The organism is Thiomicrospira sp. (assembly GCF_036568485.1).
Taxonomy (GTDB): Bacteria; Pseudomonadota; Gammaproteobacteria; order Thiomicrospirales; family Thiomicrospiraceae; genus Thiomicrospira.
The window spans coordinates 1-1,005 of the sequence record NZ_DATCSL010000096.1; the positions used below are offsets into that span (position 1 = coordinate 1).

2 protein-coding genes are annotated in these 1,005 nt (G+C 47.0%); both read left to right on the forward strand.

What is annotated here, in order from left to right; all coding sequences use genetic code 11:
* On the forward strand, positions 1 to 646 hold a 646-nt coding region (gene hisD, locus VIM91_RS09695; RefSeq protein ID WP_331864624.1), incomplete at its 5' end, for a histidinol dehydrogenase.
* A 24-nt stretch (positions 647 to 670) separates the two neighbouring features.
* The coding region (locus tag VIM91_RS09700; protein ID WP_331864625.1) for an aminotransferase class I/II-fold pyridoxal phosphate-dependent enzyme at positions 671 to 1,005 on the forward strand (335 nt) is incomplete at its 3' end.

A 1,005-nucleotide genomic window follows, 5' to 3' on the forward strand; every position in this document is an offset into this window, starting at 1 on the left:
AGCTACAGCAAAACGTATGGTGTTTGGCACGGTCGGCATTGATATGATTGCGGGCCCGTCTGAAATTTTGGTCGTGTGTGATGGAGAGACTGATCCAGATTGGATTGCGGTTGACCTGTTTTCTCAGGCTGAGCATGATGAAGATGCACAATCGATTTTGGTCACGCCGGATGCTGATTTTGCCGATAAAGTCGTCGCCAGTATGAATCGTTTATTACCGACTATGCCACGTCAAAAGATTATTCGTACCGCTTTAGAAGCACGTGGTGCGGTAATTGTGGTGGATAATATGGCGCAAGCGGTAGAAATGATTAACTTTATTGCACCTGAGCATTTAGAGTTGTCAGTTGATAATCCAGAAGCTTTATTGCCACAGATTCGTCATGCGGGCGCCATCTTTATGGGGCGTTATACCGCCGAAGCCTTAGGCGATTACTGTGCTGGACCTAACCATGTATTGCCAACGTCGCGTACCGCACGTTTTTCATCCCCCTTAGGTGTGTATGATTTCCAGAAGCGCTCAAGTTTAATTATGTGTTCGGCAGAAGGCGCGAATGTCCTGGGTGAAGTGGCGGGTATTCTAGCCGATGGTGAAGGTTTACAAGCTCACGCGGCATCAGCACGCTACCGTCTTAAAAACTCATAATCTACCTCAAGAGATATAGAACCAATGGACGTGAAAAACTGGATTGAGCGTTGGGTTCGGCCTGAAATTCGAGACATCAAAGCTTATCATGTGCAGCCTGCGGCTAATATGATTAAGCTGGATGCGATGGAAAACCCTTATGGTTGGCCTCCTGAAATGCAATCGGCGTGGATAGAACGAGTCCGTTATCAAGCCTTTAATCGTTATCCTGATCCAACAGCCGAATCTTTGCGCCATGTATTGATGCAAGAGTTAGCTCTGCCGAGTGATCAAACCTTGGTGTTTGGCAATGGTTCGGATGAGTTAATTCAGATTATTATGATGGCGCTTTCACAGCCAGGTCGAAGTGTGATGTCGCC